We start from the raw sequence: 26847 nt of genomic DNA, 5'->3' as shown, positions 1-26847 counted from the left end.
TCCTGACATTTTTCATTTATAAGATGAAGTGAGAATTCACTCTATGTATAAAAAAGAGGTTGAACTGATGAAAAAATGGATGTATGCCATCATTACCGCCTGTATACTGTCGAGTGTGGTCCTGCCGGCCAATGTATCGGCGCAAAAAAGTGAAGCAGGGATAGAACGGATGGGTACGGATATCCGGGAAAATGATTTAATGAAAAAAGCAGAGCGTTACGGCATAGCTATCAAAGATAAAGATGAACAGACTGTAATTGATGAAGTGCTTCTGTCGGAATGGAAGGAGAAAGCAGCCGCTTACGGTGTGGAAGTCACTGAAGACGTGTCGCAGATGATGGCGGACGTCAGGGAAATAGAAATTACCCAGGCTGCTCAGGCGCTCGGTATTGATGCAGAAGGAAAAGATGCAGAGGATATACTTGAAGAAATTTTAAACAACTATGCCGCTGAGGCTGAGGCACAGGGGCTGTATCCGTTTGAACAGGAACTGTAAAAAGCAGCGTCCTCCCGCAGGAGGACGCTGCTTTACTGCTGTTACGGGGTATACGCCGGCTCAAACGTCGGCAGCTTTAACAGATTGTCTGTCGTCTATTGGATCCGGAGGGGTACGAAGATAGGCCGGCGTGTTTGGATCTTCCGGGTGGACCGTGTCCACCCGGACTTTCTCCCCGCCGTCTACGCGGTAATAGTAATCCTTGCCCTCATCAATGCTTGCGATGGCTTTTTCTAATGTTTCTTCGGTTCCGTCCACCAGCTGTATATGCGTAATGTGCTCTTCTTTTTCCCGGCTGCCGCCTATATGAACGGCAGTAATTTGATAATCCATGAAAAGCCTCTTTTACATATTCTTGATAATATCTTTCCCAGTATTTAACGTTATTAATCTTAAGGATATAAAAGCAGGCAGGGTACTATCAGCCAATCTGGAGAACCGCGGGAAACGGTCTTCGTTTTATGCTTTATGAAGTGCTTATGATAATTGCCGGTTTTCCTGAAAATAAGAGTCAATCACTTCGAGTTCATCGTAAGGAACATGCTGATCGTTAATGACCTGATACCCACCGAAGCCGAGGCCGGTAATCACGATAAGGTCGCCATTCTCTGACAGCGAGAGAGCCTTATGGATGCCGTCCTCCCGGTGTTTTCTTTTATATATATTCTCTGCCTCAGGATCATGAAAACCGGAAGCAACGTCATCGACGATCCGCTGTCGGTTGTAGGGCCCGGGGTGATCCACAGAGACGATGATATGATCTGCTTTTCCTTCTACAGCCGCTGCCATTTTCGGACGTTTGGCCGGGTCCCGGAGACCGATCCCGGTAATCATGAGGATAAGCCTTTTATGAGGCAGGCTTTTAACTGTCTCCACCACGAGCTCCAACGCGTCAGGAGTGTGGGCGTAATCGAGGATAATCTGCTTTCCCGGATAATCGGAGACAATCTGAAAACGCCCTTCCGCACCTTGAATGCCTGGAAGAGAGCACAGAATTTCGGAGACCGAATAGCCGGCAGCTAGACACGAACCTACCGCTGCCAGAGTGTTGGAGATATTATATTCGCCAAATACCGGAGCTCTGGCTAAGTAGGAGCGTCCCTGCACAGTCAGCAGAAAGCTCGACCCGCCTGCATCCGTACGGATGTTGCTGGCCATAATGTCTGCGGAGCGCCGGATGCCGTATGTCCAGACTGGTCCGCCGAACATGTTTAAAATGTCCTGGGCCATGCCGTCATCATCAAGATTCACTACAGCCTGACGCGACTGCTGAAACAATTTTAATTTTGCCCGTTTATAGTTCTCCATCGTGCCGTGAAACTCCATATGCTCAGATACGAGATTGGTGTGAACGCCCACCTCAAATTCGAGGCCGTGCAGACGCTTTAAATCGATGGCAATAGAAGTCGCCTCCATTGCTACTGTGCGTGTGCCTTCTTCATAAAAGGAGGCGAAAATATCGTGCAGGTCTGCCGCTTCCGGGGTAGTGGGGGTGGTGGGCTTAAATGGATGCTTACTCTTTTTGGACCATACTCCAGCTGTTCCTATAATGCCCGCAGGCTCTCCTAAGTTGTTCAGCATTGACCGTATATAAGCCGTAACAGTAGTTTTCCCGTTGGTGCCCGTTACGCCGAAAAGGTTCATTTTTTTGTGAATATGATGGTGCAGATGCGCTGCATAGTCAGCCATCGCCGTTTTACTGTCCTCGACAAGAACGAATGTGACGGCTGGGAATGATGCAGCATACTGGGTGAGTGTATCGCGGTCGCTTCCCACGACGGTGGACGCGCCGTTATGGACAGCATCCGGAATAAACGTGTGGCCATCGATATTGTTGCCCGGTATCGAGACAAAGCAGCCATTTTCCTGGATTTTCCGGGAATCATAAGTGACATGAGTGATTGTCGATTCAGCTGGGCCGAAAACATCCTGAAAAGGCAGAGATTTATTTTTTTTCCAGTTCCATTTCATCTATTTTTTTCTCTCCTTCCTGCTTGTAGTCACAACTACCGGGGCAGTAAGTATGTGTCATACCCCATTCCCTATCAAATAAATAATTAATCCTTGTTTCCTAAATACATGTTTTCCTTAAAGTGTATAAACTCCTAAAGAAAGGGCGTACGTGCTACAATACAGGCATAATCAAAAGCACAAAGGAGAAAAAAGAATGAAAATATATACGGTGGATGCTTTTACAAGTGAGGCTTTTTACGGAAATCCGGCAGGCGTATGCCTGCTCGAAGAAACGGACCAGAAGTCTGAGGCGTGGATGCAGCAGACAGCTGCAGAAATGAATCTTTCTGAAACCGCGTTTGTAGTTAAAAAGGGAGAAGGCGAATACGAAATACGCTGGTTTACCCCGTCCGCTGAAGTGGATTTGTGCGGTCATGCGACACTTGCCTCCGCGCACGTGCTGTGGGAAGAGGAGGTCCCTGAAACGCAGACGATCACGTTTCAAAGCGCGAGCGGGCCCCTGGCTGCCTTTCAAAAAGAAGGAGCCATCTGGCTTGATTTTCCGTCGGAGCCGCCGGAGCCTGCGCCTTTAAATGAAGGGCTCCTGCAGGCTCTTGGAGTGGAGGCGCCTGCGGTGGAACAGAACCGGATGGACGTTATTGTAGAAGTCGATTCCGAACAGACACTCCGGGACCTTGTGCCGGATATGAAAGCATTAGCAGAGCATACGACGAGGGGATGTTTAGTTACTTCTCTTTCAGAAGAAGAGGGAATCGATTTTGTGTCACGCTGCTTCTTTCCAGCCATAGGTGTGGAGGAGGATCCGGTCACGGGTTCAGCGCACTGTGCACTCGGTCCGTACTGGGCAAAACGTATGGCAAAGCAGAGCTTCACGGCCAAACAGGTCAGTGAACGGGAAGGCGTTGTAGAGGTGGAAATGCACCGCAGCCGCTGTCACATCGGCGGGCAGGCGATTACTGTCATGAAGGGCGACTGGCTGGCCTGATAGAATGTAAAAAGAATCTTATCTGTAAAATAGAAGCGGGTGCCCGTCATTAACAGGCACCCGCTTCTATTTATTTTTGGACGAAGACATGCCTTCCCAGCGGTCAGCTTCCTCCATATGAATGCCGAACTGGTCGAGCGTGCGGTAAGCAATATGGTCGACCAGTTCATTGATATCTGCCGGATGATTGTAAAAAGCAGGCATCGGTGGAGCAATGGTTACGCCGAGCCTGGAAAGCGCGAGCATGTTTTCCAGGTGAATGGTATTAAGAGGCGTTTCCCGCGTCATCAACAGCAGGTGCTTGCGCTCTTTTAAAACTACGTCTGCAGCGCGGGCAATAAGGTTATCCGCAAAGCCGTGCCGGATGGAGGCGGTCGTTTTCATGCTGCACGGAGCGATAATCATGCCTTCAGTACGAAAGGAGCCGCTGGATATGCGGGCGGCCTGATCCTTCGAGGAATATGAAACGTCGGCCAGTGCCTCCACCTGGGACGTGGTGTATGAAGTTTCAAGCGGGATAGTAGCCTTTGCCCAGGAGGATAAAATCAGATGGGTTTCGATGTCGGTGGATTTTAATATTTCGAGCAGGCGGATGCCGAAGATGGCACCCGTTGCGCCGGTTATACCAATAATTAATTTCAAAAAAAGAACCTCCTTCATGCAGGCCGTAGAAAGACCTTGTTCGCTCGTTTGATTGTACCATGAGTAAGAGCGGGCGCGCATGAAAGAGGGGTTTATATAGAGGTTACAAATTAATCGGCCTGCATGCCTCCGTCAACACTATATAATTATGAGACCGCTACCAAAAATCAAAACAAACAGCTGAATTTTCACAATGTAAGAAAATGTACATTTAAAATGGAATAAATCAGCCTTTTTTAGCAATAATGCACAGAGAAAATAATAAATTTGTGTGATGATAAACAATGATCGAGTGCTTGCTTCTCCGATAAAATAAAATTAATCATTAAACGAATGAATAAATAAAGAAATCATGAATTGTTCGTTTTTTATTTAGGAGGGAACATAATGCAGGCACGGCAGGATCTGAGACCAATTACTAATGAAAAAGAAAGAATTCTCGGGCCGAAAGCTTACGTGGCGATGTGGTGGGGCGATACGATCATGATCGGTACATTCATGCTCGGTTCGAGTCTGATTCCGCCGTTTGGCGACCTGAACCTTTATCAGGCGGGCGCGGCGCTGCTTCTGGCAAATATTATGGCTGCTCTGTTGTTTTCATTAAATGGATATGTGGGATGGAAGCACGGTATTCCGATGGTTGTTCAGCTCCGTTCGTCCTTCGGGCCGATTGGCTCAAGAATTCCTGCACTTTTACGCAGCATCCCGGCTTTGTTCTGGTTCGGGATACAGACATGGCTCGGGGCCCAGGCTTTGAATCAGATTGCCTCGAGCTTTATAGGCTTTGAAAATGTATGGGTATGGTTTTTCGGTTTTCAGGCCCTGCAGATTTTTCTGTCGGCTAAAGGCATTGAATCCATCAAATGGGTGGAAATTATCGGTTCTGTAATTATAATGGGCGGTATCATCTACTTGATTTTCCTATTTTTAACGACGTTTGGGTTTGAAGTGCAGGCAGCCACAGACGTGGACGGTTCCTGGGGCATTCCTCTCTGGCTTGCAATGACCGTACTGGTGGGGCAGTTTGCAGCCCTTTTGATTAACGTATCGGACTACACAAGATACGTACCGAAAAAGACAAAAACATCGACCTATATTAATGCTCATCTTGTCGGCATGGTGCCGCCGAGCATTCTGCTTCCGTTTATCGGGATGCTCGGAGCCGCCGCGGTTGGAATTTGGAATCCGATTGATGTTATTTCCGAGTACATTCCTTCCACTGTCGCAAGCATTATCGTATTGATTTTTATCGCGATTGCCCAGGTGACGACGAACTTAATGGCCAATATTATGCCACCGGCGCTTGTAGCGATGGATCTGTTCAAAATTTCGTGGGCAAAGTCATGCATTATTATTGGGATACTCGCTACGTTCACATGCCCGTGGTGGCTGATGAATGCTGCTTATTTTACCACGTTTATTGCGATTGTCTCCGCCTTTTTAGGACCGGTATTCGGCGTGATGATTGCAGACTTCTTCTTCGTGCATAAACGCAACTACAACGTAGCAGCTCTGTACGAACAGAATAAACTGTTCCAGGCTTTTAAAGGATGGAACCCGGCGGCGATTATTTCCATTGCTGTTGGTACTGCCGTGTCCTTTATTAATATCGATGGGTCGTGGTTTATCGGCGGGTTGCCGGCGCTTTTGCTCTATACTGTATTAATGAAATACTGGATCGCACAGCACGAACCCTACGTTCAGGAAGGTATGAATCAGAGCTTCACCGAAGAAGAGACAGGGAACGAAAAACCGGTTCCGCAGTGGATAAAGGATTCGTAATATGAGAAGAAGAACAGGCGGTGGCCTGTTCTTTTTGTATTTAAATGCTTTAATTAGTATAATCATACATCGAGGAAAGGGTGAGTACATGAAAAAATATTTACAGCCAACCTATGATGTTAATTATAAGGCGGAGAGCATTCAGCAGAAAGCGGCAGAATTGTTTTTTCCAGAAATGAATGAGAAAGAAAAAATAGAAGCTGCCTACATATTTGTGCGTGATGAAGTCAGCCATTCGTGGGATATACAGGGTAAAACAGTCACCCGGAGAGCCTCGAAGGTGCTGAAATACCGGGAGGGGATCTGCTGGTCCAAGTCACATCTTCTGGCGGCACTTCTTCGTTCGGAAGGGATACCCTGCGGCTTCTGCTACCAGCGGTTAACGCTCTTTAATAAGCCGGCAGACGGCTACTGTATTCATGCGTTAAATGCCGTTTATCTTGCGGACGGGGACAAATGGGTGCGGCTGGATGCAAGAGGCAATAAGCCCGGAATTGACGCTCAATTTTTTACCGATAAAGAGCAGCTGGCTTTTAGCGTGGAGGAGACAAAAGACGAGCGGGATTACCCGGGGATATATGCGGATCCGCCGGCAGAGCTTCTGGACGTACTGGAGCGTCACGAGGATCCGGTGTATATGTACCGTTACGCGCTTCCGGAGTCGCTGTCTGTTAAAATGAATTAAAGAAAAGCCAGTACTGTAGAGAAACAGGCTGGTTTTTGTGTTCCCGGGTTCCGTTCGTCCTGTATAGGGCTTATGATTTGCGGCATTCGGGTAAAATGAAAGTAGTTAAAGAAGCGGTAGCAGGAGGGAGAGTCTATGGATTACTGGTACTACAAACGGGAAGACGAAGAGCACGGCCCGCTGTCGAGTGCGCAAATGCGGGCGTTAATCGATGAAAAACAAATTGGTGCTAAAACGCTGGTGTGGTCGGAAGCCACGGGGGGCCGCTGGCTCTCGCTCAGCCGCACGATCCTCGCTGAAACGCTTGAAGAAGAAGAGCATCCGGGAGACCAGGCGAGGAGTGCCTTTATCCGTGCTTCGACCCGGATTAACCAATACGTCGGGGAAGAAGGGTCGGCAGATTTTCATTTGAAAAGTTTGTTTTCTGACGTTTTTAAGCGGCATACGAGGGAGGAAGCAGAGCTGGTGTTTATTTCAGGGACCTCTCTGACAACGCCAAACGAGCAGGAGATTCCACTTTCGTGGCCAAAGCCGTGGCTGTTTTCGCGTGTACTTCTGGTGCTTGTGATAACATATTTGATTCTGTATGGATGCACGCTGTTTTTCGGCAGCGTGTTGACCATCCCCGGCATGATCGCCATCGGTTCATTTGCTGCACCGTTTGCGCTCGTTGTATTTTTTTACGAACTGAACGCCCCGAGAAACATCAGTATGCTGCGCGTGCTGCAGATGTTTTTCGTCGGCGGGGTGGCGTCGATTTTTGTCACTCTGATTTTGTATTCCTTTATCCCCATCGGTGAAATTGGGTTCTTCAGCGCTATCGTCATCGGTGTTGTCGAAGAAGTGGGAAAACTGATTATTATCGCATACTTAATAAAGAAAACGCAGGTGAAATATATTCTGAACGGGCTCTTGATCGGTGCTGTTGTCGGGGCAGGATTCGCTGCATTTGAATCCGCCGGCTATGCGCTCAGTTTCGGCCTGCAGTACGGGACGGGCGTAATGATAGATGTTATTTTCGAACGCGGCTGGCTGTCTATTGGCGGGCACGTTGTATGGGGTGCCATCATCGGTGCTGCTTTACTGCTCGTGAAGCGGGGCGGGCCACTCCAGAAAAAGCATTTGACAGACAGGCAGTTTTTGAAAATCTTTATTATTCCGGTGCTGCTTCACGCAGTATGGGATATGCCGATTGCATTGTTCCCTGACACCCGTATTGTACAGCTGATTTTGATCGCTGTGGCCTGGTATTTGATTTTGACGATGATTCAGGCTGGGCTGCGTCAGATTGCAGCTCTGCATACAAGTGGAAAGAAGCCGGAGCAGGCTGGCGAAGACGAACAGGAAGTTCAAACGTTGTCCCGGGGGCAGACGATGTCACGAATGGGCCGGAAAGATAAAAAAGAATAAGGAGCGAACAGCGACATGCCTGAAGGACCAGAGATACGGCGGGAAGCCGATAAAGTGGAAAAAGCCCTGCAAAAAGGGCCGGTCATCGAGATGTACACGGCGTTTGAACGATTAAAGCCTTACGAAAATCTGCTTTCGGGGTCAGAGGTCAATGAGGTGGCCACGAAGGGAAAAGCGATGCTCATCCACTTGAGCAGCGGCTATACCATTTATTCCCACAATCAGCTGTACGGAAGATGGTATGTTAAAAACAGTTACGCGTATCCTAAAACAAACCGCAAGCTCCGGCTGGCCCTGCATAATGAAAAACAGTCCGCCCTGTTGTACAGCGCCTCGGATGTGGAAATTATGCCGACAGAAGAAATCGGGGATCACCCGTTTGTCTCCAGGGTCGGACCGGATCCTCTCAGCGAAAAAGTAACAGTGGATATGATTGTGGAGCGTGCCCTGGATAAAAAGTTTCGGAACCGGCGCTTGACGTCACTTTTGCTTGATCAGCATTTTATCGGGGGCATCGGTAACTATCTGCGAAGCGAAATACTGTTTGCGGCCGGCGTCTATCCGGATCAGCGGCCCGGAGACTTAAGTGAAGGTCAGGTCCGGAAGGTGGCTGAAGAGCTGCTGGTATTAATAGACCGTTCCTATAAACAGAAAGGAATAACGACTGATGAGTCAGTTGTTGAGCAGGCAAAGGCAGAAGGGAAAACTTACAGCGAGTACCGGCACTGGGTGTTCAACCGGGGCGGACAGCCGTGCCGGCTGGACGGCACGGAAATTATCCGCTTCACTGCCGGTTCAAGACGCTGCTACTACTGCCCGACCTGCCAGCCAAAATAAAAGCCGGAGCCGCTGTCACCTTCGTTTGAAAAAACTGGCTGCTCCCTGCATAATAAACATGTTATTAAACATAAGTATTTGCAGCAGTGATGGGGGATATGGTGGGGGAGAAGCGAACTAAACCGTTAAAGCTCGTAACATGGATTACCTTGTTGATTTCTGCAGTGATGCTGATCGCGCTTTGTATTACCGGTATCATCGTTGCCGTGGACACAGCCGACGATGTCCGGGACCAGCAGGCGGATAAAGCATTGAATATTGCCGAGGCTGTCAGCCGCTCGCCGGAAGCAGCTGACGCACTGCGGGCCGGAGACCAGGGAGGCAGCTTGCAGGAATATACAAAAGAAGTACAGGAAGCAACGAATATGGAATATGTGGTCGTTATGGATATGAACAGCGTGCGTTATACGCATCAGCGTGAGGACCGGATCGGGGAAGAGTTCGCCGGTGGTGATGAGAGAGAAGCTTTAAACGGCCGCACATACGTATCCACGGCCGAAGGGACGCTTGGTGTTTCCATGCGGGCGTTTGTACCGGTGATGGACAATGGAGAGCAGATCGGCGTCACCTCAGTGGGCATTCTGACTGACAGTATTCAGGAAGACATCTGGGCAGACCAGCAGACGCTGGTGCTTGGCAGCGGTATCGGTCTGGCAGCCGGCGTAATTGGGGCCTTCTGGCTGGCCCGACGGATCAAAAAAACGATGCACGGACTCGAGCCGCTTGAAATATCGCAGGTGCTTGAACAGCGGGAGGCAATTATGTCCTCGGTGCGGGAAGGCGTACTTGCCGTCAACAGCAGCGGCACGGTGATTCTGGCCAACGAGGCGGCCAGGGAGCTGTTCGCGGAAGCCGGCGCCGAAGAAGACCCGATCGGGAAAGATATATCTCATTTCTTTGCCGATTCCCTTCTGAAAAGGGTGCTGCAGACAAAAGAGCAGGAGCTCGACCAGGTCCAGCAGCTGAATGATGTAGAAATTATTGTGAGCTGCATGCCGGTTGTTTCGAATACGACCCTGCTCGGAGCCGTGGCTACTTTCCGCAACAAAGACGAGCTGACGCGGCTCGTCGAGCAGCTGTCCGGGGCCAGAACCTATGCAGAGACGCTTAGGGCCCAGTCCCATGAATTTATGAACAAGCTTCACGTAATTTCGGCCATGATCCAGACGGAGTCGTATGAAGAGCTCGATGACTATGTGATGAGCATTTCAAGCAACTACCGCCAGGAGGTCGGATGGGTGACCGCGTACGTAAAGGATCCGGTGCTTGCTGGATATTTAATGAATAAAATATCCAACCTGCAGGAAAACGGCATCGAAGTGGAGCTGTCGGGAAGCGGGATGTGGCCGGCGATGGCTGATCCTGAATGGACCGATCATATGATCACGATTATCGGTAATCTGATCGATAATGCCCGTGACGCGATGAAGCATACGCCGTCCCCTCATTTGTTTATGCATATTTACGAAGAAAACAGCTATCTCGGCTTTCAAATCGAAGATAACGGACGGGGAATGGACGAGAAGACCCAGGCAGAACTGTTTGAACGGGGGTACTCCACGAAAGGTGAAGGCCGGGGCTTTGGCATGTACAATACGAAGCGTTCCCTCGACACGCTGGAAGCAGAAGTGTTTATCGATTCCCACCCGGGGGAAGGGACAGCCTTTGACGTACAGATACCAATGGAGAGGGAGAACTGAAATGAGAGTATTAATGGTCGAAGATGACCCGATGGTAGCTAAATTTAACCGCATGTATGTCGAACGCGTTCCCGGGTTTGACGTAGCGGGGCATGCGGAAAACCTGACAAAAGCAAAAGAGATGCTTCGTGCAGAAGCGATTGATATTGTGCTTTTGGACGTGTATTTAAATAAAGAAAACGGCCTTGATCTTTTAGAGGAGCTGCGAAAAGAACAAATCCCGGTGGACGTGATTGCAATTACATCGGCCAACGACACCTCGTCCCTGCAGCGGGCCAAACGGCTTGGCTGTACGGATTACCTGATTAAACCGTTTCATTTTGAGCGTTTCCGGGAAGCGTTAATCAATGTAAAGGAATGGCAGAAAGCGTCCGGAACGAAAAAGGAATGGGGACAGGAAGATGTGGATCAGCTGTTTTTAGCCAACAAGGGCACGCAGGAGGAGCATGAGCTGCCCAAGGGCCTGACCACAGAAACCTTCCGGATTGTCGGCGAAGAAATTCTGCAGCATGCCGGCAGTACCTTTACGACGCAGGGACTCGCAGAAAGCACGGGCATATCGAGAGTGTCCGTGCGGAAGTACCTTGCTTTTCTGGAAGGAGAAGGGGTGCTTAAAATAACGATGAATTATGCGGGAAGCGGCAGGCCGCTGCAGCAGTACACGATGCCCCCGGAACAAGGTGAAATACTCAAAGACTGGATGGAAAAGTAAGGAAAAGGGCTGTCAGTTTTGGTTACTTTGTTTACAAAAGTGTGTGCTTACTTACAAAATGTATACAAAGAATCAAAACTTTATTATATTAGTCAGCAAGCGCTTTCAATAATCTGAAAAAGAGGTGAGAAGGATGAAGAATACGGTTGCTTCCGGCTGGAAAACATTGTGGAACTCCCACAGGCAGACGAAGAAACTGCTGAATGTGTTTCAGACGGACCGGTCGCCAAAGCGTCACAAGGAAGAGGAAATACAGGATCCTTCTACCGCAGGCCGTAATAAAAGCAGCGGCAGCGACGGTGGAGGAGGAGACGACGGAGGAGACAGCGGAGGGCAGGACCCTTCCTACAAACGTCCTCAGCTCGTAGGACTTATTTTAGGGCCATTATTATTTCTAATTACAATGTTGTTTTTGGATCCTTCAGGGCTCAGCTATGAAGGAAAAGCAGTACTTGCCACCACGCTTTGGATTGCCACCTGGTGGATTACAGAAGCGATCCCGATCCCGGCAACGTCGCTTTTGCCGATTGTCCTTCTGCCGATTACCGGGGCACTGGACGGAGACACTGTCGTTTCTGCTTACGGTAACGATATTATCTTCTTGTTCTTAGGTGGTTTCTTTATTGCCTATGCAATGGAGAAATGGAACCTACATAAGAGAATCGCGCTGTTTATCATCGCGGTGATTGGAACAAGCACCAATCGGATTATTCTCGGCTTTATGGTCGCCACAGGCTTCTTGTCCATGTGGGTGTCCAATACAGCGTCAACCATGATGATGCTTCCAATTGCACTTGCAATTACGTACCAGGTGTCGGAAGCCCTCAAAGGTGAGCAGGATTCCGAAAAAGAAGTGAAAAAATTCGAAAAAGCGCTTATTTTCGGTGTTGGTTACGCGGGAACGGTCGGCGGGCTTGGTACACTGATCGGGACGCCGCCGCTCAGCATTCTGGCCGCGCAGTCAGAAGAGCTCTTCGGCCAGCAGATTTCCTTTGCCCAGTGGATTATGTTCGGTGCGCCGATCGTAGCTGTATTTTTATTATTGGTTTGGTTCTATCTGACTCGTTTTGTCTACAATGTCGGCTTTTCGACTATTCCGGGCGGCCGGGACATGATTCAATCGGAAAGAACGAAACTCGGTGCAATGAAATATGAAGAAAAAATTGTAATGGCAGTATTCGTATTTGCGGCTGTGATGTGGATTACGCGTTCCTTTTTCTGGGAGAACGTGGTTGGCATTTCCGGCCTCAGCGACGGTGGTATTGCCATGATCGCCACGGTGCTGTTGTTTTTGATCCCTGCTACAAAAGAACAGGAAGACCCGCGGGTGCTCGTCTGGAAAGACTCCAGAGAGATTCCATGGGGCATTCTGCTGTTGTTCGGGGGCGGTCTTGCGATTGCTGCCGGCTTTAGTAACACCGACCTTGCCGAGTGGATCGGTAACAGCTTAACTATTCTTGAAGGGGTAAATATCATCCTCGTTATTCTTGTTTCTGCCACGCTCGTGTTGTTCTTAACAGAGATCACGTCCAACACAGCGACAGGAACCATGATCATCCCGCTGGTAGCCTCTCTGGCACTCGCGATCCAGGTTCACCCGTTCGCGCTGATGGTGCCTTGTGCCATGGCTGCAAACTGTGCGTTTATGCTGCCGGTTGGTACACCGCCAAACGCCATTATTTTCGGGAGCGGAAAAATCCGGATTATCGACATGGTGAAGAACGGGTTCTGGCTGAATATCATCGCCATTATACTGATTACAGTATTAGTATACTCAGTTCTGCCAACACTTTGGGGCATTGACCTGACTACCGTACCCGACTCGTTCCGCAACAATTAAGGAGGAGCCGTCGTGAAAATTGTTCAAGTAGAAGAGCAGGCGGTACCGATCAAATCGGATATCCGGACTCGGTCTTGGCGGTAACGAATCCTATCCTGGCGTCTTTGAGCCATTTGGCGGATTTGCCGGTGACTATACGGTGGAAAATGGTTATGTGCAGCTGCCTGAGATTCCTTGTATTGGCTTTGAAGCAAAAAACAATCTTGATACGCTGCTGCGTTCTGTGCTGCAGTAAAAAGAAAGCCTGCATTCATCCTTTGATGAGTGCAGGCTTTTTCTATTATACGAGCCGGTACAGGCTGGCGAGCCCAAGCCCGCCTCCAATCCCGATCATGGCTACTCCTAGCGGAAGATTGCCGTTTTGCATCAGCCGCATCAACCGCGCAATGAGAATCGCTCCCGAAGCGCCGTACGGATGTCCCTGGGCGATGGCGCCGCCGGCTATATTCAGCCGCTCAGGCGGAATGCCGAGTTGAAAGGTGGAGGCAAGCACCTGGGAGGCAAATGCTTCATTGCATTCCCATATGGAAACGTCCCGTACAGACAAACGATTCCGCTCAAGCAGCCGTTCGACAGCAGGTACCGGGCCAATTCCCGGCATAGTCGGATCAACGCCAACTGCGGCGGCATCGATGATTTCAAGCGCAGGCTCGAGCCCGTGCCGCCGGCAGGAGGATTGGGTGGCCATCAGAGTGAGTGCCGCCCCGTCACTGATCCGGGAGGAGTTGGCGGCGGTGACCGTGCCATGTTCCTGAAAAACAGATGGCGCCCGGCGGATGATTTTGGACATTTTATCTGGAGAACGAAGTTCAGCGTCTGCCTGGATGGTGCCCACCGGAATGATTTCCCGGGAAATATCCGGTTTTGCTGCTTCCTCCCATGAAAGCCTGTAGCTGCGTTCGGCAAAGGCGTCCTGATCTGCGCGGGAAATGCTGTAAGCTTCCGCTACCGTTTCCGCGGCTTCCCCCATATCAGGATCTCCAATAAACTTTGGGGAAAAGCGGGCTCTTTCCTGTGTGGAGGAAACCGGATAGGCTTCCGAGGCGAAAAAGGAACGTTTTGGGGCCCGGCTTGTGCTTTCGACCCCGCCGGCAAGAACAGTATCCGCCGCGCCGGCCTGCAGATGCCGGAAGCCCTGATGCACAGCTTCAAGGCCGGAACCGCACTGACGGTCCACCGTTACGCCGGGAACAGACGTATCATATCCGGCTTCAAGCAGACTGAGCCGGGCAAGGTTACCGCCCGGACCAACTGCATTTCCCATAAATACTTCGTCCGCCGGCACCCGGCCTTGTATCCCGTGATGAACCTGAAAATGCTTGTACAGCGGAGCCGTCAGCTGTTCCGGCTCCAATTGGGAAAACGCCCCGTTCACATGATGTACGGGGCTCCGTTTTGCGTCAATGATATAGACTGGCTCAGGCATCATTACCGTTCTCCTTTGATAAGGCTTCGTAATATTTCTGTGCGCCCGGCCGGTCGACTTTGCCGCTGCCAAGCACCGGAAGACGGTCTATGTATTGGCACGCAGGTATTTTATAAGCGGGCAGCTGCTGCCGGCAGTGTGCCCGCAGTTTTCCGGGGGCAGCCCTTCCGGTATACAGCGCAGCAACCTTTTCCCCCTGAAAAGTATCATGAGCGCCAAAAACAACTGCCCGGTCAACATCCGGATGACTCATGAGCACCTGTTCAATTTCTTCAGCATAAATATTGCGACCGCGGCTGACGATCTTTCCGCTCCGGCGGCCGGTAACATAAAGAAAGCCTTCCTCATCGACGGAGCCAATATCTCCGGTGGCAACCGAATGGGGGGGATGAAAGGGTGCATCTCCGGCATAGCCGCTGAATAAAAACGGGCTTGTTACGACTAATTCCCCGGAGTCCGTGGAGGACTCGGCTTCCACCATGGGAAACAGACGGCCGGTGCAGGAAGAGCTGACCTGTTCCTCGCGGTGGTTTAAGGCGCTGATAAAGCTGGTTTCCGCGCTGCCGTAGAATTCATACAGCTCAGCTGAGGGAAAGCGGGCGAATGTTTTTTGATTATCCGCCGGGAACCATTTTTCCCCTCCCGTGATGATCAGTCTGACCGAGGGAGAAGGGAGAAAGGAGTGGCTGAGAAGCCAGCGGAGCGTTGTAGGCACAGCGTACAATACCGTGATCTGCTGCTCGTCCACCATCCGGTCAAACACCCGGGGGGAGTGCCGGACGGGCAGAATAACAGTGTGGCCGTGTTCGAGCATACGGACGGCACCGTACAAAAAGAGAGAGTGGGACAGCTTTCCGGTGATCAGGACACGTTCGTCGTCCTGAAACGGAAAAAGCTGCTCGTCGGCCTCAAAGCTTTTCAGCCAGGAACGGTGGCTCCGCAGGCATACCTTTGGCCTCCCGGAGGTGCCCGACGTGCAGGCACCGTAAAACAAATCGGTTTCTTCGCAGAACGAAGCGAACGCAGAGGGATATGACTCAGCTCCACTAACGTCTGCAAGCGTCAATGAAGGCACCGGCAGCCCGGCTGCTTCAGTGTCTGCGATAAAAAGGCCGGGCCTGGAAGAGGAAAGAAGAGAAGCTTTCGTGTCACTGTCCATCGCTTCATCCACTGGAACAGCAATGCCGCCTCCGGACACGACCGCAAAAAACATATACAGCTGCTCCAGAGGATCCTGAAGCGCAAAAGCAATCTGCTTTTGAAAAAGCGGCCCGGCAGCTGCATGCAGCTGATTCCGCCGGCGGTCAATGGTTTCCTGCAGTTCGCGCCAGCTTATTGAATGATCCGAGTATTCGACCGCCGTCCGGGCAGGATCAGAAGCGGCGTACCGGGCGATGGCCTGGCCGATCATGGGGACCCTCCTTTCGGCATTACAGCCTGATTTTATGCTGCTTGTTCAGCCTGACTGCTACAAAGCCGGCAACGACCGCTTTAAAAATATCCCCCGGGAGAAAAGCGAGTGCCTGAATGGCGGCAGTGGTCCACGGTATGTTTATTAAAAACGATAAATAAGTAACCCCGCCGGCATAAATGACGAGAATACCGCCTACAATATTAGCAAACAAATACTTTGGAAACGACGGTTTCCTGAAAGAATGGGCGATCCAGCCAATGATAAATGCCCCGATCGGCCAGCTCAGAATATAGCCGCCGCTCGCGCCGAATAATACACCGGCCCCGCCGCGTCCGCCGGACAAAAGCGGCAGCCCTATCATCACAAGTACGACAAACAGCAGTATACTGAGGCCGCCGTATCTCGCACCGAGCAGAGAGCCTGCAAGCATGACACCGAGGGTCTGCAGGGTAATTGGTACGGGACTGAAAGGAAGCGGAATTGGCGGGACAATGCCTAAAGCTGCGATAATTGCTGCAAATAAAGCCGTATAAATAATTTTTTGTATACGCATCTATGTTCACCTCACTGATTTCTAAGGATAGAAAGAAATCAGCTATTTGTCAACTGGATTTTAAAAATGGTTTACGAAAACTGGTCAATTTGTCAAATCGGGGTCGGCAGTAGTGCGGAAGAAAGAAGAAACAGTGTGACAAAATGTCACACTGAGCCGCTATGGTGCCAGCAGAACAATTATAATAAAGAAAAAATATACTTTTAACAGGAGGAATCGCTGTGCAGCAAGTATATGAATCGACTGCCGCCAAACAGATTACGTTAAAAGAAATATTGGAACGGCCGATATTTCAGCATATTACGTTTATTGGAAGCGACGAGGCCTTAAAACGGACGGTTGACTGGGTGCATGTCATCGAAGTAGCTGATGTGGAGCAGCTGCTGAACGGAAAAGAATTGATTTTAACGACCGGGTTGGGCTGGCATAATGATGAGGAGCTTTCCCTGTCTTTTTTAAATCAGCTGATTGAAAGCGGTGCCGCGGGGCTTTGTATTGAACTGGGTACATATACGGACCGGCTGCCGGAAGCGATGATACAAACAGCAAAAGCGTGGGATTTTCCACTGATTCTATTTCATGAGCAGGTGCGCTATGTGGACATTACGCAGGATCTGCATTCGTTTTTTATTCATAGGCAGTATACGCTGATGCGGGATTTGGAAATATTGTCCCAGACATTTAACCAGATGCTTTTGCACGGCCGCGGGGTGAGAGCCCTCCTGCAGGAGCTGAACGCCCAGACCGGACTGGATTTATTTTATCTTCCGGTGCAGGGGGAAAGTGAATTCGTTCCGGAAGTCACAGCGGCACGCGAGCAGCAGTTTGTCAGCCGGTGGCTTGAGAATAAAATGGAAGACAGGGTTTTTGTTATGCACAAGCCGATCATGGTGCTCGATCAGTATTTTGCCGATATTGTTGTGTACGGAAACGGTCGGGAGCTTACGTCATTTGAAGAACTGGCCGTGGACAGGTGTGCGACAGCGGTAGCCCAGGAGGTAATGCGCACAGCCTATATGGAAGAGCGGAAGCGGTACCGGGATGAGATGTGGATCCACGAATGGCTGAGCGGGGATCACCATGAGGAAAAGCTGCGCCGCCATCTGATCAGCCACTACGGACGCGAAGAGTTTTCAGAGGCCTGTGTATGTGTGATGGAGACGTCGCACCTGTCACTTTCTGCGTCAGCGCTTGAAGCATGGTACGTTCAAAAAGCCATGGTGGCAAGAGCGGCATTTGAGGAAAAACAGATATTGTTTTTATCCACCGTACTGCCGCAGGGGCCGGTGTATGTGCTGCTCGACACCGCCAAGTCAAAACGGGAATCGTTTTCCAAACGGATGTATAAAGCGTTTGAGCAGCTGCGGAAAACAGAGGCACAGGAAGACAAACAGCTGTATGATTTCGCAGCGTTTGGGAAGTGTTTAAAACAGACATCCCAAATATGGCGGAGCTTTGAAACGGCGAAGGAAACGATGACGATTCAGCGGAAAATCGGACGGCTGGTGATGCCGTTTTATGAAAATCTGCATCTTCTGCGAACGGTGCATTATATGGAGGAACAGGGGGATCTTGAGGATTATATTCAGGATTATCTTGGTGAGGTGATCTCGTACGACGCTCAAAAAAATGTCCGCCTGCTGCAGACATTAAAAGTATACCTGGAGTGCTTCGGGTCAAAGCAGGCGACAGCGAAACGGCTGTTTGTTGTCCGTCAGACGCTGTATCACCGGCTGGATAAAATTCAGGAGCTGCTCGGGGAGGATATTTTGGAGGCGCCGAAGCGCCTTTCGATTGAACTGGCCATCCATGCGTATGAATACAAATATGGAAGTGTTGAATAACGTAAAGAAGGAAGCCGCGGCTTCCTTCTTTTTGCCTGCTAAGATAAACTTTCCGACGAAGCACTGGCGGCCCGCTGCTTTAACAAAAAGGCAAAATATTTGCGGGCATCCGGGCTTTCGAGGTGAAGGGTAAAGGTTTCGGCTTCCTTTTGAAAGCGGACAAATGTGCCTTCGAGGTTTTCCGATACACCTCCAATGGAAAAACCGTCGTTCAGCAGTTCGTCAATCTGATCTTTTTCGATTAAAAAGTGATCGTGTTCTTTCATAAGCGGCGCTCCTCCTATTTCATGCTGGCAACATCTGGTTTGGCTTCTTCTTCTGCTTCGTCTGCGGGCACTTCCCAGTCTCTTCCGACAGTGATACCGAGGTATTTATCATCGCTCGGATCCTCGATTTCCACCTGCTTATACTTTTTGAACCACCAGTACTTGGCGAGGAAGTAATAGCAGATGCCGCCGGCAAAGAACCCGGCAATAAAAGAAAAGTTGATAAAGAAAATAGCGACGGCGCCCCCGACAGCCCAGGAAATCAGGCCGGCGGCGTTGATGCCTTTAAAGTAACGATACTGGCCGGTGTGCTTGTAGAGGTCTGGCACGTTCACCCGGCGTTTCCGGAGAACGTAGTAGTCCGATACCAGGATACCGACCACGGCGGAAAGGACGCCTCCTACTACGAGAAGAACGGTGTCAAGCACGCTGAAAATCAACCACGGCTGGGCAGCAGTCCCGATAACGCCTGCCATAAACACACCAACAAAGAATGGAATTTTCGGTCCGCCGATGTTGGAAAAAATCGTCGCTGCGGGAATAACGTTTGCACTGGTGTTGGTGGACCACTGAGCAAGCACGATCATGAGCAGAAGCACTGCGAGTACGAGTCCGCCAGCTGTCTGCTGAAGAGCTACGACCGGATCAAAATTGCCGAGAGCAATAAAGCAGATGGCGCCGATGACTACCATGAATGTCTGCACGAGGGGAAGGGCGATCATGCTTCCGACCATCGTGCCCCGGTTTCTTTTAAACCAGTTGCGTTCATATTTTGGGGCTTTAATAAACCGGCTCAGCGAAGGGATATCTGTCGCGAGTGTGCTCCAAAATCCCATGTTGGCAAAGATAACAATCACAAAAGCAGTTACGGCAGAGCCGGCTCCAGCCTCGATACCGTCCCAGTTCCATACGTTCGTTCCCTGGGCGGATGCTTCTCCGGTAAGCACAATGTACATCCAGATCGAAATCAGAATGATCGCGGGAGCGGCAAAGTCAGCAAACCGTTCCACAGCCTTGATGCCGATGGCCGTATTGATCAGCTGGGCACCGGCAAACAGGGCGTAACAGACGGCCCAGTTATCAAAACCGGTCAATATATTCAAAATACCGTTCATCGCGGTGGAGCCGAAGTATGTGTTGATCCCGAACCAGAACGAGGCGGCAATCCCTCTGGTCACAGAGGGAAGGTGAGTACCGATCGTACCGAAGGGAGCCCGCATATAGACAGGAAAGGATAACCCGTGTTCAATGCCGATATCTCCGACGATTGTGATAAACAATCCGATAGCCACACACCCGATCAGGGAAGCGAAGATAACCCAGCCGAGAGGAAGGGAGGAGACGCCTTCTCCGCCAATGGCGAAGGCCGCAAGGACGACCGCCATCCCGACCCACATAACGGCAAAGCCGAAGGTGCTGATTTTCCGTTTATCATGGCCCACCGGCATAAGGTCCGGAGATTTTAAGTAGCTGTTATCTTTCATGAATCATCGTCATCCTTTCTGTTTCTTAAAATTTTTACCTGCGGGTAAACAATATACCTGCATCGTCATGGACAAACACCAGTCCAAAAGAAACAGAGGAAGAAGGGGAAGAATAGACCCCGGGCATATTACACTGACGTGGAGGCAGCGGTTTTGGAGCTGCTTCCTAAAGCGAAAGGCTTGCGTTTCATGTATTTACCGTAGCCTGGTTCAGCCTCCAGCTTCCGGTCGCGGACAACAAACCGGCCGCGTACCATGACAGACTCAATCACGCCCTGCACTTCCATGCCTTCAAAGGCGTTGTAATCAACCGCCATGAGCTGCGTTTTGACCGAAATGGTCCGGCTTTCGCCCGGGTTGAAAAGCACAAGGTCGGCATCAGCGCCAACAGCAATTGTTCCTTTGTCCGGATAGAGGCCGAACAGCTTGGCACTTTTCGTCGAGGTGATATCAACAAACTGCTGACGAGAAATTCTGCCTTTGGCCACTCCTTCTGAGTAAAGAATACTCATCCGGTCTTCAATCATCGGGCCGCCGTTTGGAATTTTTGTAAAATCGTCCTTGCCGAGGTCCTTCTGGCCGTTAAAGTCAAACGAGCACTGATCGGAGCCGATGGTTGAGAGATCTCCGTTTTTAATCGCCGTCCAGAGCTCCTCCTGGTTCCATTTTTCACGAAGCGGCGGGCTCCATACATACTTGGCGCCTTCGAATCCGGGCTGGTCCATGTAGCTTTCATCAAGCACGAGGTACTGCGGACACGTTTCGCCCCAGACGTTGGCGCCTTTGCGGCGCGCTTTGCGGATTTCTTCCGCGGCATCGGCACAGGAAACGTGAACGACATACAGCTGAGAGTCAGCAAGCCCGGTGAAACGGGCTGCACGGCCGGTGGCTTCTCCTTCGATTTCGGACGGGCGGGTGCGGGCGTGGTAAATAGGCTCGGTGTTGCCGGCAGCGAGCGCTTCTTCGGTCAAATGCTGAATCACGTCGCCGTTTTCGGCATGGACCATGACGAGTGCACCGAGCTCTTTGGCAGCAAGCAGCGTGCGGTAAAGCGTTTCGTCATCGGCCTGAAACACATTTTTGTAGGCCATAAATACCTTGAAGGACGTAATGCCGTCGTTTTGAATGATCGAAGGAAGCTGGTCAAGCACGTCTTCATTCATTTGCGTAATCATCAGGTGAAAGCCGTAATCAATCACGGAACGTCCCTGGGATTTATCATGCCATTCCTGAATGGAGGAGCTGAGCGGCTTGTCCTTACTTGTCAGACAGAAATCGATTACGCTCGTCGTTCCGCCAAAAGCGGCAGCGATCGAGCCGCTTTCGAAGTCGTCCTTTGAAACGGTGCCTCCAAACGGCATTTCGAGGTGGGTGTGCGGATCCACTCCTCCTGGAAAAATGTACTGGCCGGAGGCATCGACGATTTCTGCATCGGTTTCCTGGAGATTTTTACCTATAGTCGTAATTTTTTCATCTTCGATAAGAATATCTGCCTCGTATTCGTCGCTCGCCGTCACAATGGTACCGTTTTTGATAATCGTTTTTGCCAAAATTATCTCCTCCTGTTATTGATTAGACCCGGCATTTGCCATCAGCTGCTGGCGTTCGTTCCATGTCATCGGCTCATCGCCGACCTTTCTGGCGACTTCCACCATGTCGATGGCGCCGTCCACCGGACAGACGATGGAGCACAGGTTACAGCCGACGCAGTCATCTTCGCGCACCCGGAGTATATCGTTGCCGTCCTCATCTTTCAGCATATCAATGCACTGATGGGACGTATCTTCACAGGCAATGTAGCACTTGTTGCAGTTAATACAGACATCGTTATTGATTTTAGCGGCAACCCGGTAGGTAAGATCAAGGTCGCCCCAGTCGGAATACTTCGGCACGGTCTGCCCGATCAGCTGATCGAGAGAGGCAAGACCTTTTTCGTCCATGTAGTTGCTGAGGCCGTCGATCATATCTTCAACAATACGGAAGCCGTGATGCATAGCTGCCGTACACACCTGGACGTTCGAAGCGCCCATAAGCATAAATTCCGCGGCTTCCTGCCAGCTGGACACACCGCCCATGCCGGAAATAGGCACATCGATGCCCGGCGTTCTGGCGCATTCCCCGACCATATTCAAAGCGATCGGCTTGACGGCGGGACCGCAGTAGCCGCCGTGGGCACCTTTGCCGTCCACGTTCGGAATAGTATTCCAGGAATCAAGATCGACGCCGGAAAGGCTGTTAATAGTATTGATCATGCTGACGGCATCGGCTCCGCCCTCGACGGCGGCTTTAGCCGTGAACGTAATGTCCGTAATGTTCGGCGTTAGTTTGACGATCACCGGGGTCCGGGCTACTTCTTTCACCCAGGCCGTCTGCTGGCGGACGAGCTCCGGCACCTGGCCGGACGCTGAGCCCATTCCCCGTTCGGCCATTCCGTGCGGACAGCCGAAGTTGAGCTCGAGGCCGTCGACCCCGGCTGCTTCGACTCTTTTGACGATTTCATGCCACTTGTCCCGGTCCGGTTCCACCATTAAGGAGCCGATAATTGCATGCTCTGGGTAAAGACGTTTCGTTTCTTCAATTTCCCTTAGGTTCACTTCAAGCGGCCGGTCGGAAATCAGCTCAATATTATTGAATCCGGCTACCTGGTTTCCGCCAAATGACACGGCGGAAAAACGGGAGGAAACGTTCAGGATAGGGTCTCCCATCGTTTTCCACACAGCACCGCCCCAGCCTGCTTCGAAAGCGCGCTGTACCTGGTACCCGCTGTTGGTTGGAGGTGCGGATGCGAGCCAGAAGGGGTTCGGGGAACGGATGCCGGCGACATTGGTCGTTAAATCTGCCATGAAAACACTCCTTTCAGATTATGGTTCAGCCTGCTGCCTGAGTACCTGCCGAAAGCTGCTGGTGAATAGTATAGGCTGCCTGCTTTCCCTGCTCTGCTGCACTTACGACCATCGCTTCTCCCTGGCCGCTGCCAAATACGACGTCCCCGACGGCAAAATGGTTCGGTTCGGATGCGGCGTAGGAGGCATCCACAGTCACGACGCCGTCTGTATGCTCAAGGCCGAACATGGCGATCGTATCCTGCAGCCGCTCCTGGCCGATGGCCCGTATAACAACATCAACATCCATCATAAAGTTGGAATTTTGGATCGGGACCGGACGCTGGCGTCCGTCCTGGTCTGCTTCGCCGAGCTCCATCTGCACGCATTCAAGGCCGGAGACTTCCCCGTGGTCATTTTTTTCGATTTTTACCGGGGAAGTAAGCCATTGAAAGGCGATGCCGTCCTGCTTGGCAAATTCAAATTCGAACGGGTAGGCGGTCATTTCATTTTTTGTCCGTCTGTAAACTATACTGACGTGTTCAGCACCGAGACGGGTGGAGCAGGTGGCTGCGTCAACTGCCGTGTTGCCGGCGCCGATAACGGCCACCCGCTTGCCGGCGAGGTTTCTGGAAAACGTGCCGTCCTTGGTGGATCGTACGAAATCAACAGCGTCATACACGCCGGAAGCGTCCTCCCCTTCCATATGAAGCTCCGGAACGCTCCCCATACCGACAGCGATAATGATGGAATCAAACTGCTCCCGGAGTTCTTCGGGAGAAATGTCTTTTCCGACTGCGGTGTTCGTGCGGATCGTTACGCCCATATTCACAATCTGGTCGATTTCCCATTTCACGATATCAACGGGGAGGCGGAAGGAAACAATGCCGTAACGGTTCAGGCCCCCGGGTTCGTCGTCGGCTTCAAAAATCGTCACCTGATGCCCAAACCGGGCGAGTTCCCGGGCCGCTGCCAGTCCGGCGGGGCCGCTGCCGACAATTGCGATATGTTTGGATGTGGAAGGACCCGCTTCAAACAGCACCTGCTCATTGCGGATGGCCCAATCCGTGGCGTAGCGCTGCAGATCGCCAATCATGATTGGCTCAGATTCGCCGTTTAATACACAGGCGCCTTCGCATAATTCCTCGGTCGGACAAACGCGTGCACAGCTCGCTCCGACAGGATTTGCATCCATAATTGTGACTGCGGAGCCTTTTAAATTGCCGGAGGCTATTTTTTTAATAAAAGAAGGAATGTCTATGCCTGTCGGACAGGCCTGAATACAGGGCGCATCGTAGCAAAAGAGACAGCGGTTCGATTCCTTGACGGCATGGGTCGTGGAAAGAGGGCTGTTTACTTCAGCGAAATTTTCCTGAAGCTGTTCAGTGGAAATCCATGCATCCGAGCGGTGGTTGGACATGGTAAAACTCCTTTCGGGTTTTAAAGTAGGGCGCTCATGGAGCCGTACGTTTCGGGCCGGCGATCGCGGTAAAACTGCCAGGCGTTCCGCACCTCCCGGATCATTTCTTTGTCCATGTCTGCGACAAGGACTTCATCCTGATCACGGCTTGCGATACCGACAAAGTCACCGCGGGGGTCGACCACGTAGGACTGGCCGTAAAATTCACCCATGTTCCAGGGAGCTTCGTAGCCGACTCTGTTAATCGCAGCCAGATAATAACCGTTGGCGACGGCATGGGCCGGCTGCTCCAGCTTCCAGAGGTATTCGGAGGTGCCGGCGACTGTGGCCGATGGGTTGAAAACAACTTCGGCGCCGTTCAGCCCCAGCAGCCGGGCCCCTTCCGGGAAGTGCCGGTCGTAGCAGATATAAACGCCGACTTTCGCATAAGCTGTGTCAAACACCGGATAGCCGAGATTGCCCGGTTTAAAATAAAATTTTTCCCAAAAGCCGTAGCCTTCATTACCGGCAGCAACATGGGGAATATGATTTTTCCGGTATTTTCCTAAGTACGATCCGTCTGCATCAATGACGGCGGCGGTATTATAGTAAGCGGCGATGCCTTCACGTTCATAGACCGGCAGCACAATCACGGTGTCGAGCTCTTTAGCGAGCTCCTGAAACAGCTGGGTGGTCGGCCCTTCCGGAACCTGTTCGGCTGCTTCGTACCACTTCATCGATTGTTCGGAGCAGAAATAAGGCCCGTAGAATATTTCCTGCAGCCCGATAATCTGTGCTCCTTGTGCGGCAGCTTCACGAACCATGTGTATGTGTTTTTCAATCGCTTTTTCTTTATGCTCCTGAACAGAGGCACTGCCTTCGACGTCGTTGGAAGCCTGGATAACTCCTATACGGACCTGGTCGGTCATACAATCAATCCCCTTTCGGTTTGTTTTTTCAATAGTATAGAATTTTCTGAAAAAAGCATGTGACATTCCGTCGGTTAATGGAAAGTCTGATTGGACAAAATGTAAATAACCTTTATCCGGCAGGGGACGGGGCGGTCATAAAATCTTACATACAAATTAGTTAAACGGCGTTAGGCGTAAAATAAAAAGACCGCCCGGAAGCGGTCAGGCGGGGGAGGCGCGAGTAATTGCTTCGCGCAGCGTTTCTACAATTGTATCGATCTGTTCATGGGAAATAATAAACGGAGGAGAGATGGTTAACACGTTGTTATGCTCCGGCACGGTATCACTGTTTTTGCCAATCATGACCCCGTGCTGTTTACAGTAGCCGAGCACCTGCTGCATGAATTCCGGCGGTGCCGGCTCTTTCGTTGTTTTATCGGTAACAAGCTCGATGCCGGCCATCAGGCCGAACGTGCGGATGTCACCAACGGACGGGAATTGGTAAAAAGATTCGAGCTGCGCCCGCAGGTAGCTGCCGGTGCTTTTGGCTTGTGCCACAAGGTCTTCACGTTCGAGAATATCGATGTTTTCGAGTGCGACGGCACACGACATCGGGTTGCCGCCAAAGGTATTCACGTGCCGGAAATGACTTTGGGGACCGCCGGATTTAAACGATTCATATAAATCATTGGACACGGCTGTAGCAGATAACGGAGCGTAGGCGCTCGTGATGCCCTTCGCCATGGTGACGATATCAGGCTGCACGCCGAAATTTTTATGGCCGAAGGCTTCGCCCGACCGCCCGAACCCGCAGATGACTTCATCCACAATTAAAAGCACGTCATGCTTTTGGCAGATTTCCTGTACCTTCTGCAGGTAAGACTCGGGAGGCGTGATGACTCCGCCGCCGGTAATTACCGGCTCCACAATCACTCCGGCGACTGTGTCCGCGCCTTCCCAGACGATAGTCTGTTCAATGGAAGAAGCGCATTCGAGCGAGCAGCTGTCGGGCTCTTTGCCAAACGGACAACGGTAGCAGTAAGGCGGAGCCGCGTGACGGAAGCCTTCGGCGACCGGCTCGTAGCTTGCTTTCCGGTCGGCCTGGCCAGTCGCGCCAAGGGCTCCCATCGAATTTCCGTGATAGGCCCGGTAGCGGGAAATGAATTTATATTTTTTCGGTTTGCCGGTCTGAGTGAAATACTGTCTGGCAATTTTAAAGGCGACTTCGTTGGCATCGGAGCCGGAATTGGAAAAAAAGATGCGGTAGTGGCCGTCAAGCCAGTCATTTAATTTTGCCGCCAGCTGAATGGCAGGCTTATGGCTGTTGGTCATGGGCGTAAAAGGCATCGTATTGAGCTGCTTTGCCGCCGCTTCCGCAATGGAGGTTCTCCCGTGGCCAACGTTTACACACCAGAGACCGGCCATTCCATCAATGTAGGAGTTGCCGTCGATGTCTGTAAGGTACACATTGTCGCTTTCGGTAAAAATAGCCGGGTGATCATTGTGAGGGGCCATATGGTGCCATAAAAAAGCACGGTCCTGATTCAGAAGCATGTCTTTTTCTCCGGAAACGGTCTGTTTATCGGTATGATTCATGTTGCAAAACGCCCCTTTCATATGCCTGCATAATAATATGGTAGCCCGAAAGCCGGAAAGAAGCATGAT

Annotated in this window: 23 protein-coding genes; 10 read left to right on the top strand and 13 right to left on the bottom strand. The window is 51.0% G+C overall.

What is annotated here, in order from left to right:
- The first annotated feature begins 67 nt into the window (after window positions 1-67).
- On the top strand, window positions 68-496 hold the full coding sequence (locus tag BLV22_RS06240) for a hypothetical protein (RefSeq protein WP_091612709.1): 429 nt from the start codon (window positions 68-70) through the stop codon (window positions 494-496).
- Window positions 497-556: 60 nt separating this feature from the next.
- On the opposite strand, the gene BLV22_RS06235 is transcribed toward BLV22_RS06240, so the two are convergent.
- Window positions 557-829 (bottom strand): DUF3892 domain-containing protein, encoded by a 273-nt coding sequence (locus BLV22_RS06235; protein ID WP_091612707.1) that lies wholly within the window; start codon window positions 827-829, stop codon window positions 557-559.
- Window positions 830-973: 144 nt separating this feature from the next.
- Window positions 974-2467 carry a UDP-N-acetylmuramoyl-L-alanyl-D-glutamate--2,6-diaminopimelate ligase gene (locus BLV22_RS06230; RefSeq protein WP_091612704.1) on the bottom strand — a complete coding sequence of 498 codons (1494 nt, stop codon included), beginning with the start codon at window positions 2465-2467 and terminating at the stop codon, window positions 974-976.
- Window positions 2468-2663: 196 nt separating this feature from the next.
- Here BLV22_RS06230 and BLV22_RS06225 point away from each other — a divergent pair, with 196 nt between their 5' ends.
- Window positions 2664-3455 carry a PhzF family phenazine biosynthesis protein gene (locus BLV22_RS06225; protein WP_091612702.1) on the top strand — a complete coding sequence of 264 codons (792 nt, stop codon included), beginning with the start codon at window positions 2664-2666 and terminating at the stop codon, window positions 3453-3455.
- Window positions 3456-3521: 66 nt separating this feature from the next.
- Here BLV22_RS06225 and BLV22_RS06220 read toward each other — a convergent pair whose 3' ends face one another.
- The gene (locus BLV22_RS06220; RefSeq protein WP_091612699.1) at window positions 3522-4097 is read right to left on the bottom strand and encodes a UbiX family flavin prenyltransferase; all 576 of its coding nucleotides are present in this window, start codon (window positions 4095-4097) and stop codon (window positions 3522-3524) included.
- 387 nt (window positions 4098-4484) lie between these two features.
- Between BLV22_RS06220 and BLV22_RS06215 the strand changes: the two genes are divergently transcribed.
- From BLV22_RS06215 to BLV22_RS06185, 7 genes are all read left to right on the top strand, one after another.
- Window positions 4485-5879, top strand: a complete 1395-nt coding sequence (locus tag BLV22_RS06215; protein ID WP_091612696.1) for an NCS1 family transporter — start codon at window positions 4485-4487, stop codon at window positions 5877-5879.
- 88 nt (window positions 5880-5967) lie between these two features.
- Window positions 5968-6564, top strand: a complete 597-nt coding sequence (locus BLV22_RS06210) for a transglutaminase-like domain-containing protein (RefSeq protein WP_091612693.1) — start codon at window positions 5968-5970, stop codon at window positions 6562-6564.
- 135 nt (window positions 6565-6699) lie between these two features.
- Window positions 6700-7974: a PrsW family glutamic-type intramembrane protease gene (locus BLV22_RS06205; RefSeq protein WP_091612691.1), complete on the top strand. Its 1275-nt coding sequence runs from the start codon at window positions 6700-6702 to the stop codon at window positions 7972-7974.
- A 15-nt stretch (window positions 7975-7989) separates the two neighbouring features.
- Window positions 7990-8811: an endonuclease VIII gene (gene nei / locus BLV22_RS06200; RefSeq protein ID WP_091612688.1), complete on the top strand. Its 822-nt coding sequence runs from the start codon at window positions 7990-7992 to the stop codon at window positions 8809-8811.
- 101 nt (window positions 8812-8912) lie between these two features.
- Complete coding sequence (gene dcuS, locus BLV22_RS06195; RefSeq protein ID WP_425433790.1) at window positions 8913-10511, top strand: DcuS/MalK family sensor histidine kinase; 1599 nt, start codon at window positions 8913-8915, stop codon at window positions 10509-10511.
- Window position 10512: 1 nt separating this feature from the next.
- A complete protein-coding gene (locus BLV22_RS06190; RefSeq protein WP_091612683.1) occupies window positions 10513-11223 on the top strand; it encodes a response regulator in 711 nt (236 codons plus the stop codon).
- A 133-nt stretch (window positions 11224-11356) separates the two neighbouring features.
- On the top strand, window positions 11357-13063 hold the full coding sequence (locus BLV22_RS06185) for an SLC13 family permease (RefSeq protein ID WP_091612680.1): 1707 nt from the start codon (window positions 11357-11359) through the stop codon (window positions 13061-13063).
- A gap of 280 nt (window positions 13064-13343) precedes the next feature.
- Here the strand turns inward: BLV22_RS06185 and BLV22_RS06180 are convergent, their stop codons facing one another.
- The 3 genes from BLV22_RS06180 to BLV22_RS06170 are packed head-to-tail and all read right to left on the bottom strand — an operon-like array spanning window position 13344 to window position 16456.
- Entirely contained in the window at window positions 13344-14492 is a 1149-nt protein-coding gene (locus BLV22_RS06180) for a thiolase family protein (protein ID WP_245724030.1), read from the bottom strand.
- Window positions 14482-15900 carry an AMP-binding protein gene (locus BLV22_RS06175; RefSeq protein ID WP_091612677.1) on the bottom strand — a complete coding sequence of 473 codons (1419 nt, stop codon included), beginning with the start codon at window positions 15898-15900 and terminating at the stop codon, window positions 14482-14484. The genes BLV22_RS06180 and BLV22_RS06175 overlap by 11 nt, the downstream gene beginning before the upstream one ends.
- A gap of 19 nt (window positions 15901-15919) precedes the next feature.
- Window positions 15920-16456: a biotin transporter BioY gene (locus BLV22_RS06170; protein ID WP_091612674.1), complete on the bottom strand. Its 537-nt coding sequence runs from the start codon at window positions 16454-16456 to the stop codon at window positions 15920-15922.
- 221 nt (window positions 16457-16677) lie between these two features.
- Between BLV22_RS06170 and BLV22_RS06165 the strand changes: the two genes are divergently transcribed.
- Window positions 16678-18300 carry a PucR family transcriptional regulator gene (locus BLV22_RS06165; protein WP_091612672.1) on the top strand — a complete coding sequence of 541 codons (1623 nt, stop codon included), beginning with the start codon at window positions 16678-16680 and terminating at the stop codon, window positions 18298-18300.
- Between the two features lie 38 nt (window positions 18301-18338).
- On the opposite strand, the gene BLV22_RS06160 is transcribed toward BLV22_RS06165, so the two are convergent.
- From BLV22_RS06160 to BLV22_RS06130, 7 genes are all read right to left on the bottom strand, one after another.
- Complete coding sequence (locus tag BLV22_RS06160; protein WP_091612669.1) at window positions 18339-18566, bottom strand: hypothetical protein; 228 nt, start codon at window positions 18564-18566, stop codon at window positions 18339-18341.
- 14 nt (window positions 18567-18580) lie between these two features.
- On the bottom strand, window positions 18581-20050 hold the full coding sequence (locus tag BLV22_RS06155) for an NCS1 family transporter (protein ID WP_091612666.1): 1470 nt from the start codon (window positions 20048-20050) through the stop codon (window positions 18581-18583).
- A 128-nt stretch (window positions 20051-20178) separates the two neighbouring features.
- On the bottom strand, window positions 20179-21603 hold the full coding sequence (hydA, locus tag BLV22_RS06150; RefSeq protein ID WP_425433797.1) for a dihydropyrimidinase: 1425 nt from the start codon (window positions 21601-21603) through the stop codon (window positions 20179-20181).
- Window positions 21604-21615: 12 nt separating this feature from the next.
- The gene (preA, locus tag BLV22_RS06145; protein ID WP_091612661.1) at window positions 21616-22893 is read right to left on the bottom strand and encodes an NAD-dependent dihydropyrimidine dehydrogenase subunit PreA; all 1278 of its coding nucleotides are present in this window, start codon (window positions 22891-22893) and stop codon (window positions 21616-21618) included.
- Between the two features lie 25 nt (window positions 22894-22918).
- Window positions 22919-24292 carry an NAD(P)-dependent oxidoreductase gene (locus BLV22_RS06140; protein WP_091612658.1) on the bottom strand — a complete coding sequence of 458 codons (1374 nt, stop codon included), beginning with the start codon at window positions 24290-24292 and terminating at the stop codon, window positions 22919-22921.
- Window positions 24293-24312: 20 nt separating this feature from the next.
- On the bottom strand, window positions 24313-25200 hold the full coding sequence (locus tag BLV22_RS06135; protein ID WP_091612656.1) for a nitrilase-related carbon-nitrogen hydrolase: 888 nt from the start codon (window positions 25198-25200) through the stop codon (window positions 24313-24315).
- Window positions 25201-25404: 204 nt separating this feature from the next.
- Window positions 25405-26778: an aminotransferase gene (locus tag BLV22_RS06130; protein ID WP_091613362.1), complete on the bottom strand. Its 1374-nt coding sequence runs from the start codon at window positions 26776-26778 to the stop codon at window positions 25405-25407.
- Between the last annotated feature and the right edge of the window lie 69 nt (window positions 26779-26847).

Source organism: Marinococcus luteus (assembly GCF_900106595.1).
In the GTDB taxonomy this organism is placed as follows: Bacteria; Bacillota; Bacilli; order Bacillales; family Marinococcaceae; genus Marinococcus; species Marinococcus luteus.
This window is presented reverse-complemented; position numbering and strand designations above follow the sequence as displayed.

Coding starts and splice junctions, on each gene's coding strand:
- BLV22_RS06180 (WP_245724030.1), bottom strand. CDS start 14,492: ATGATGCCTGAGCCAGTCTATATCATTGACGCAAAACGGAGCCCCGTA.
- BLV22_RS06225 (WP_091612702.1), top strand. CDS start 2,664: ATGAAAATATATACGGTGGATGCTTTTACAAGTGAGGCTTTTTACGGA.
- preA (WP_091612661.1), bottom strand. CDS start 22,893: ATGGCAGATTTAACGACCAATGTCGCCGGCATCCGTTCCCCGAACCCC.
- BLV22_RS06130 (WP_091613362.1), bottom strand. CDS start 26,778: ATGAATCATACCGATAAACAGACCGTTTCCGGAGAAAAAGACATGCTT.
- BLV22_RS06210 (WP_091612693.1), top strand. CDS start 5,968: ATGAAAAAATATTTACAGCCAACCTATGATGTTAATTATAAGGCGGAG.
- nei (WP_091612688.1), top strand. CDS start 7,990: ATGCCTGAAGGACCAGAGATACGGCGGGAAGCCGATAAAGTGGAAAAA.
- BLV22_RS06155 (WP_091612666.1), bottom strand. CDS start 20,050: ATGAAAGATAACAGCTACTTAAAATCTCCGGACCTTATGCCGGTGGGC.
- BLV22_RS06215 (WP_091612696.1), top strand. CDS start 4,485: ATGCAGGCACGGCAGGATCTGAGACCAATTACTAATGAAAAAGAAAGA.
- BLV22_RS06175 (WP_091612677.1), bottom strand. CDS start 15,900: ATGATCGGCCAGGCCATCGCCCGGTACGCCGCTTCTGATCCTGCCCGG.
- BLV22_RS06160 (WP_091612669.1), bottom strand. CDS start 18,566: ATGAAAGAACACGATCACTTTTTAATCGAAAAAGATCAGATTGACGAA.
- BLV22_RS06240 (WP_091612709.1), top strand. CDS start 68: ATGAAAAAATGGATGTATGCCATCATTACCGCCTGTATACTGTCGAGT.
- BLV22_RS06140 (WP_091612658.1), bottom strand. CDS start 24,292: ATGTCCAACCACCGCTCGGATGCATGGATTTCCACTGAACAGCTTCAG.
- BLV22_RS06235 (WP_091612707.1), bottom strand. CDS start 829: ATGGATTATCAAATTACTGCCGTTCATATAGGCGGCAGCCGGGAAAAA.
- BLV22_RS06230 (WP_091612704.1), bottom strand. CDS start 2,467: ATGAAATGGAACTGGAAAAAAAATAAATCTCTGCCTTTTCAGGATGTT.
- BLV22_RS06205 (WP_091612691.1), top strand. CDS start 6,700: ATGGATTACTGGTACTACAAACGGGAAGACGAAGAGCACGGCCCGCTG.
- BLV22_RS06170 (WP_091612674.1), bottom strand. CDS start 16,456: ATGCGTATACAAAAAATTATTTATACGGCTTTATTTGCAGCAATTATC.
- BLV22_RS06190 (WP_091612683.1), top strand. CDS start 10,513: ATGAGAGTATTAATGGTCGAAGATGACCCGATGGTAGCTAAATTTAAC.
- BLV22_RS06135 (WP_091612656.1), bottom strand. CDS start 25,200: ATGACCGACCAGGTCCGTATAGGAGTTATCCAGGCTTCCAACGACGTC.
- BLV22_RS06185 (WP_091612680.1), top strand. CDS start 11,357: ATGAAGAATACGGTTGCTTCCGGCTGGAAAACATTGTGGAACTCCCAC.